Origin of the sequence: Flavobacterium sp. XGLA_31, from assembly GCF_051547105.1 — a bacterium.
In the GTDB taxonomy this organism is placed as follows: Bacteria; Bacteroidota; Bacteroidia; order Flavobacteriales; family Flavobacteriaceae; genus Flavobacterium.
The window spans coordinates 127,366-135,256 of the sequence record NZ_JBPTTM010000008.1 but is presented as its reverse complement, the minus strand read 5'-3'; the positions used below and the strand labels follow the sequence as shown (position 1 = coordinate 135,256).

Below are 7,891 nucleotides of genomic sequence, written 5' to 3'. Positions count from 1 at the left end.
ATGGGTTTACAACTAACTGTAGCGTGGTAGTGGCATAACACGCCGGAGTTGCCGGATCAAAAACTCTGACATATAAAGTTTGTGTTCCTGTTGAAATATTACAGTACGGCGATGATTTAGGATTAGCTCCCGTATCTGCATCGGTTTGTGTTTCATGATAAGTAATCGTAACTGCAGCGGTACTGATTTCCGGATTTTTAATAGTTAAATCAAAACAGTAGATTCCGTCATTGTTTATGGTATCATCACATACCACATAAGGAGTTGGAGTATTGATTACCGGTATATCGTTTACAGTTACCGTAGCTGAACCACTTTGCGTCTGAGAGCATACTGTAGTACTCGAATCTTGTACACTTACCAGAGTATAGGTAAAAGCACCGACTACAGTAGTAGGTACCGTTATTGTTGCCGTGTTTCCAACAGATGTAATGGTCTGCGAAACGTTATTGGCATCCAAATAAGTAAATGTGTAAGGCGCAGTTCCGTTAGCTCCTGTGAACGTAATTGTCGGATCTGGTGTTGAATTTTTACAAACCGAAACGGTACCTGAAATCGTGGCTGTTGGTAACGGATTAACAGTTATGGTAACCGTACCATTTTGATTTTGAGAACACGATGGTGTTCCTGAACTTTGTACATTAACCAAGGTATAGGTGAAGGTTCCCGCTGCTGTTGTCGGAGCACTAACTGTTACCGTTGAATTACCAGCCGTAGTTGAGACGGTTTGAGAAACCCCATTGGCATCCAAATATGTAAAAGTATACGGAGGAGTTCCGCTAAATCCTTCAAATGTTATCAACGGATTAGCACTATTAACACAAACTGAAGTGGTACCGGATATAGTGGCCGTCGGTAAAGGCACAACAGTCACCGTTGCTGAACCGGTTAAGTTTTGAGAACAATTGGTTATCGTATTAATGACACTGACTAAAGTATAAACAGACGTTGCTGTCAAATTAGGAGTCGTTAAACAAGCATTGCCGGTAGCATCTAATACGATGGTTTGATTTGTACCTCCATCAACAGTATAGGTAACCGTGGCATCCGGAGTCCCATTAAAACAAATTTGAGTATTATTTCCGGAACAGATACTGGTTGTACCGGTGATAGCAGCCGTAGGTAACGGATTGACATGCAATGTGAATGTCGTTGTGCTGCTTATACTCGAATCATTGTTATCTGTTAATTTAACAACAATAACCTGACCTTCCGTTCCGAGTACATTGGCTATAGGGTTGATGGCAACACCGTTATTAGCATCAGTCTGATTCAAATGATAGGTTACTGTGTAATCTAATGGATTCAACGGACCTAGCGCAATTGGTGTCTGAGGTGTAAAATTAAAACTACCTACTCCACTACCGTAAGTTGTTTCACATTCGGTCAAATCAGAAACCGGCTGGATGGTTACACCACATTGCTCCAGCAAATCGAACGGCTTAACTACTCTACAATTATAACTGTTTAAATATATTGATGCATAAACAGTGTACGGTAGTGATGGCGGTATATAAGCAGTCGGATTCGGTATCGGATTATTCCCGGTATCAGCATCAGCCGGATTAGTGTGATAGGTAATTTCATATTCAGCCGGATTAAGGGCTCCTAAAATAGCCGTATCATTTTCTGTCAAGTCATAAGGGGAATTACATTCCGTAAGATCGTTCGGTTGTCCTGTCAAATCCGGATTCACATTTAAAGTAACACATGATTCTGCAAATTGAGGTACCCCACAAACATCATAGGTAGCTTTAAGACAATAGGTTGTTGTAGTCGTTGGGCAAACCGTTATTGTAGGTCCGGTACCTATTAAAGTAGCACCATCATACCAAGAAACAACAACCGGCACATTAGGTCCCGTAGGAGTAAAACGCCACGCTTCAGATACGTTATCTGGATTATTCGGGTCAGTTGGTGTGGGATCTGTACTAAATGGAGCTGCATTTCTACCGGGTGCGGCAACAGCCTGTGTCCCTGTGTTATTAATTACACCTATTGTCCCTCTTCCACCGTTCCAACCGGTACATGCTACCCTTCTTTGTACATATACTTCAATTATATTTGAAACTTCATACAAAACAATTTGACTAGTCGAGAAACCTAAAGTGTTTCCACACGAAAATTGAGGGCAATTCGTAAAATTAGCAATAAATTTTCGACACGGATAAGTACCAACAACCGAATAATTTACACTTACATTTGTGCCTGCCGGTGGCGTGACAGAATAATCAGTATCCTGATATACCCCGAATATTGCATTTGTTACCGGAAACCCGGCATTCGGTATAGTTGAATTATATGACCAAGGACAAAAATCGCCACAAGCAAATGTACTTGGACTTGGAAAATGGATAACCTGATTGGTTCCAACATTTAATTGCGTATAATTTTGACCGTAAAAACAAAAATTCATACCTGCCGGAAATGTAAACGGACAAGACCAATCGTCATCTCCAAAAGCAGTTCCCGGACCTATGTTAGTCCATGATGGGTTTTCGAAAGCAGCTTGCGGACAAAAAGGAATTGATGTTACAGCGTAAGTGTTAGTAGAAGGTATTGGAGAAAAGTTTGCTTCCAAAGTTCTACACTCACCCACAGTACACAATGTTAAATCCAAAGGAGGGGTATTGGGTGCGTTAACGGTTTCTACTGTTGCACATCCGTTCGGAACTACGGTAATAGTTACCGACACTCCGGTCAATGTGGTTTCACATAACGAGAAAAACCCTTTGACTTTAATCAAATTATAAATTACCGTTTCTTGTAAAACCGGAGTAGTAAAAATCCCTGTTCCCGTAGGGCCTATATTAACGGTATAGGTAGCCTGAGGAGTTGCATTATTCACTATAGTTACAACAGAGTTTGGTGTTCCCGTTATGGTAATTGTAGCTGCATTCCCCGGGCAAATCGTTTGATTCGCACTTGGAGCAGCTGTAGGAACCGAAACAGTGATAGTCACATTAGCTGTTGCCGTACATCCTCCCGCACTCGTTCCGGTTACCGTGTAGGTAGCACCAGCCAAAGGAAGATTGGTAGCGTAAACCAAATCTCTCGAATCACCGGTATAAGGTATAGTAGCAGCTGAATCTATGAATAAATTAGTAGTCGGTGACCAGATTAACGAGGTAAGTGGTGTGTAAACAAAAGACGTTCCCGAAGCAGGAACAACAGTATTTGCGTCGTTTGCTATAGTGGAACTCGCACTGTTATTGGCAAAATTAATACTGCTGAAATTCGTTGCACTTACCGTATATCCACCTGAGATACTATTTGAAGTTTGAGCCCCCATAGTTCCATAGTGATACTCTACAACATTGGTTGTTTCATAAAGCCACATTTGGAAAGTGGAATTGGCCGGTCCGGTTAAATTCTTCGGAATAGTCACATTCCATTGCACAATAAAAATCCTATTCGGAGCTGTACCAGTTACTAATACACTAACACTACCATCTGTTCCGGTAGTCATGTCATCCCAAAAAGGATACAACTTTGGTATGTTTAACGCACTGGTGGTTGTGTTTGTTGCTTGATTGGAAGCGGTAGCGCCACCTAAAAGCAACCAGCCATCAGGGGAAACAGAGAATTGGGTATAAGTAATCCCGGCAAATTCAAAACTGAATCCGATATTGTTTGTGGTTGAAGGCGTATTATCATTCCCGTTAGTCAATATGGTAGTAGCTCCCGTCATAGGATTCAAAGGAACTCCTGCAGCGGCACCAAATGTGAATCCGGCGGCTTTAACCGTACTAATACCATTGGCACAAATCGGGTTTGGAGAGGCAGTCACACCTAACTGAATATTGACAGTAACTACAGCCGAACCGGAAACAACATTTGTACAAGAAGCCGGCGCTGCTGAAATTACATTTACCAATGAATAAACCGTAGTAGCGGAAATTGACGGGGTCGTCAAAGTAGCATTTCCTGCAGCATCCAGAACAATAGTCTGATTGGTTCCCCCGTTTACCTTATAGGTCACTGTAGCATTTGGTGTCCCCGTAAAGGTTATTACAGTAGTAGCTCCGGAACAAATAGTAGTCGTTCCTGATATGGTTGCTGTAGGCAGAGAATTAACATTGACTGTGATACTCTTTGTTAATGGAGCACAAGAACCAATGGTTGAAGACACAGTATATATTGTCGTAACAGTAGGACTCACTGTAGGATTAGCCACATTGGATGTAAATCCAACAGGATTTGATGTCCATGAATAGGCCGCCGAACTACCCGAAGCAGTCAAAGTGGTTGAACCACCGGAACAAATAGTCGTGCCGTTAGCCCCGGCTACAATAGTAATTGTCGGCCCAACAACTACATTCGTAAGTGTAGCTGTTTGAGGAGTTGGCAGACCACTATCAGTAACAGAAACAGTATAAGTACCGGGTTGCAAATTAGTAAAGACTCCGGTAGCATTGCTTACATTCGTCGGACCAGGCCCGGTTAATGTATAAGTTGTATAAGGCAAAGTTCCTCCAAAGGCAGTAACTGTTACCGATCCGTTATTTCCAACAGCACAATTGGCATTGGTTACAGTATAGGTAACCGTCAAATCGTCTGTCAACATAAAATCATCCACAGCAAAATCATTTCCTGTAGCATTACTGGTAGTATTTTTTAAATCGAGCGTTACGGTGGTAGCCGTAGCAGTAAAGGAATAAATTACCTGTCTCCATCCCAAGGCCGGTAGCGGCGCTAAAGCAGTACCACTAAGTAAGACCGGTGCAGTTGCCCCTGTAGGTGCAGCCGTAAAAGCAATATTAGCTGAAGTGGCCGCCGAGGTAACTTGATTGGAAATAGATTTGATCCAATAACTAAAGTAATACGTAGTCCCTACAGTTAGACCGGTAACACCGGCGCCGGTACTCCCTGCTTTCCAAAAGGAAGAATTACTTGTAGTTGTTCCACAGTCAAAAAGCAACATATTACCAGTACCAGACGTATGATCGCCTTCCGAAATAAAATTGGTCGTATTGACCAGTTTTGGATTGGGTGCCACAGCAAATTTACCTGCCGTGGTCGTGCCGTAAGAAGCCGGCGGAACGTAAGTATACCCTGCGCCATTAGTAACAAATCCAACTCCGCTAATTCCGGATTCAAAATCCCCATTTGTTAGTAAATTTTGAGAAAAAACGGGACTTATTAATAATATATTCAACAGAATATAGAAATAATACTTTTTTTTCATAGTTTTTTTGGTTTTCTTTTTTAGCTAATTTTTGGAGCGAAATTTACGTAATTTTAAGAAATAAATAACACAAAAAGACAATTATTTTCAAATATTAACACTTGCAGATGTAGTTTAAATATTATTATTTATCTTTGCTCTCTTATTCCGAAACCCCAATTAATTCTTTTACTTTAATGATAAATAACGATAATTTTCAGGACGAAATTGGAAACAGTCATATTGCGACCAGCGCCCAAAATCCTGTTAGAAAAGATGCCTTTGACCTTAGTGACGAGGAAAAAATAAACGCAATAAAAGCAGACGTTGAAAGCATTCTTAAAACATTAGGAATGGATTTAACCGATGACAGCTTAAAAGGAACTCCTAACCGGGTAGCCAAAATGTTTGTGAAAGAAATTTTCGGTGGGTTGAACCCCAATAAAAAACCCAGCTCTTCTACTTTTCAAAATCACTATAAATACGGTGAAATGCTGGTGGAAAAAAATATCACCCTCTACTCTACCTGTGAACACCACCTGCTTCCCATAGTGGGCCGTGCTCATGTAGCTTATATTTCTAATGGTACCGTTGTAGGGCTTTCTAAAATGAACCGTATCGTTGATTATTTTGCCAAAAGACCTCAGGTTCAAGAACGTTTAACCATGCAAATTGTACAGGAATTGCAAAAAGTATTAGGAACCGAAGATGTCGCTTGCGTGATTGATGCCAAGCATTTATGCGTCAACTCAAGAGGAATTCGAGATATTGAAAGCAGTACCGTAACTTCTGAATTTGGCGGTAAATTCAAAGACGAACTAACCCGAAGAGAATTTTTAGATTACATTCGATTAGATACTAATTTTTAATAGCCCCGATTGCAGCAAATCTCATTTTTAGAACGAGACGCAAAAAGCGGGAAATAGCTCCTAACAAAAATGCAACTTTACAAAAATCATCCCCTCAAAATATACAACTCTCTATCGGGAGAAAAGGAACTGTTCCAACCGGTACATCCCGGTAATATAGGCATGTATGTATGTGGCCCGACAGTATACAGCAATGTACACTTAGGTAATGTGCGCACCTTTATGTCGTTTGACATGATTTTCCGTTATTTATTGCATTTGGGATACAAAGTCCGTTATGTACGCAACATCACTGATGTAGGCCATATTGTAGATGACGTGGATGATGGTGAGGATAAGATTGCCAAAAAAGCGCGTGTAGAGCAATTGGAGCCCATGGAAATCGTACAACGTTATACCGTAGATTTTCACGATGTTCTCAACCAATTCAACTTTCTGCCGCCAAGTATCGAACCCACCGCTACTGGACACATCATTGAACAAATCGAAATTGTGAGTCAGATTATAGCAAAAGGATTTGCCTATGAAAAAAATGGCTCCGTATATTTTGATGTAGTGAAATTCAACGAAAAGAACCACTACGGAAAATTAAGCGGTCGAAATATTGACGAAATGCTCGCCAATACCAGAGATACAGACGGTCAGAGCGACAAAAAGAATCCGCAGGATTTTGCGCTTTGGAAAAAAGCAGAACCGGAACACATTATGCGTTGGCCTTCACCATGGGGCGTAGGATTTCCGGGCTGGCACTTGGAATGTACCGCCATGAGCACTAAATACTTAGGTGAAACTTTTGACATTCACGGAGGAGGAATGGATTTAAAATTTCCACATCATGAATGTGAAATTGCTCAAAACGAAGCCTGTACCGGGCACAGTCCGGTGAATTATTGGATGCATGCCAACATGCTGACATTGAACGGCAAAAAAATGTCAAAATCTACCGGAAACAATATCCTTCCCAATGAAATTTACAACGGAGGAAGTCCTTTTTTAAGCAAAGCCTTTTCGCCTAATGTGGCCCGTTTCTTTATGATGCAGGCGCATTACCGAAGCATACTCGATTTTACCAATGACGGAATTGTAGCCGCGGAAAAAGGATTTAACCGACTAATGGACGGTTTAGATATACTAAAAGATTTAAAACCGAGTCACAGCTCGTCAATCGATATTGCAAATTGGAAACAAAGTTGTTATGAGGCGATGAATGACGATTTCAATACGCCTATCTTAATTGCCGCTTTATTTGAAGGAATCAAGTTTGTGAATTTGGTTAATGATGGTAAAGAAAGTTTGACCGCCGAAGACATCAGCAGCCTTTCGGAAACATTGAACACTTTCATTTTTGATGTTTTGGGTATTCGAAATGAAAAAACTGCTGCTAATAATTCGGATAAACTGGAAGGGGTTGTTGACATGCTGATCAATATGCGACTGGAAGCTCGCGCCAACAAAAATTTTGCGCTTTCTGACCAAATCCGTGACCAATTATCAGAGCTGGGAATACAATTAAAAGACGGCAAAGAAGGCACTTCATTTACCATACAGTAAGGATTATAAAGACGAATTATGTTTAAAAAGATTGTCATTGCTCCTTTCCTTTTCTTAATTCGATTTTATCAGGTAGCCATTTCCCCTTTTACACCTGCCTCCTGTCGATTTGAACCTACCTGCTCCGCTTACTTTGCGGAAGCACTCAAAGTTCACGGCCTTTTTCTCGGTACTTATTTAGGGGTAAAGCGGATTTTGAGTTGTCATCCCTGGGGAAGAAGCGGCTATGACCCTGTGCCTGAAAAAAAATGCCATCATAAATAAAACCTAATGGTTTTCTGTTATTACTTTTTATAATTATATT

3 protein-coding genes and 1 pseudogene are annotated in these 7,891 nt (G+C 40.9%); 3 read left to right on the top strand and 1 reads right to left on the bottom strand.

What is annotated here, in order from left to right; genetic code table 11:
• Positions 1 to 5,188 (bottom strand): annotated as a pseudogene (locus tag ACSVH6_RS12745) (hypothetical protein); the annotation flags it as partial.
• Between the two features lie 176 nt (positions 5,189 to 5,364).
• Between ACSVH6_RS12745 and folE the strand changes: the two are divergent.
• The 3 genes from folE (at position 5,365) to yidD (ending at position 7,851) form a co-directional block, all read left to right on the top strand.
• Entirely contained in the window at positions 5,365 to 6,036 is a 672-nt protein-coding gene (folE, locus tag ACSVH6_RS12740) for a GTP cyclohydrolase I FolE (RefSeq protein WP_438079091.1), read from the top strand.
• Between the two features lie 69 nt (positions 6,037 to 6,105).
• A complete protein-coding gene (gene cysS, locus ACSVH6_RS12735; RefSeq protein WP_438079089.1) occupies positions 6,106 to 7,587 on the top strand; it encodes a cysteine--tRNA ligase in 1,482 nt (493 codons plus the stop codon).
• An 18-nt stretch (positions 7,588 to 7,605) separates the two neighbouring features.
• Entirely contained in the window at positions 7,606 to 7,851 is a 246-nt protein-coding gene (yidD, locus tag ACSVH6_RS12730) for a membrane protein insertion efficiency factor YidD (protein WP_438079087.1), read from the top strand.
• Positions 7,852 to 7,891 lie beyond the last annotated feature (40 nt).

Bases quoted from the DNA above. Each gene is read 5' to 3' on its own strand.
- folE (WP_438079091.1), top strand. From the start codon at position 5,365: ATGATAAATAACGATAATTTTCAGGACGAAATTGGAAACAGTCATATT.
- cysS (WP_438079089.1), top strand. From the start codon at position 6,106: ATGCAACTTTACAAAAATCATCCCCTCAAAATATACAACTCTCTATCG.
- yidD (WP_438079087.1), top strand. From the start codon at position 7,606: ATGTTTAAAAAGATTGTCATTGCTCCTTTCCTTTTCTTAATTCGATTT.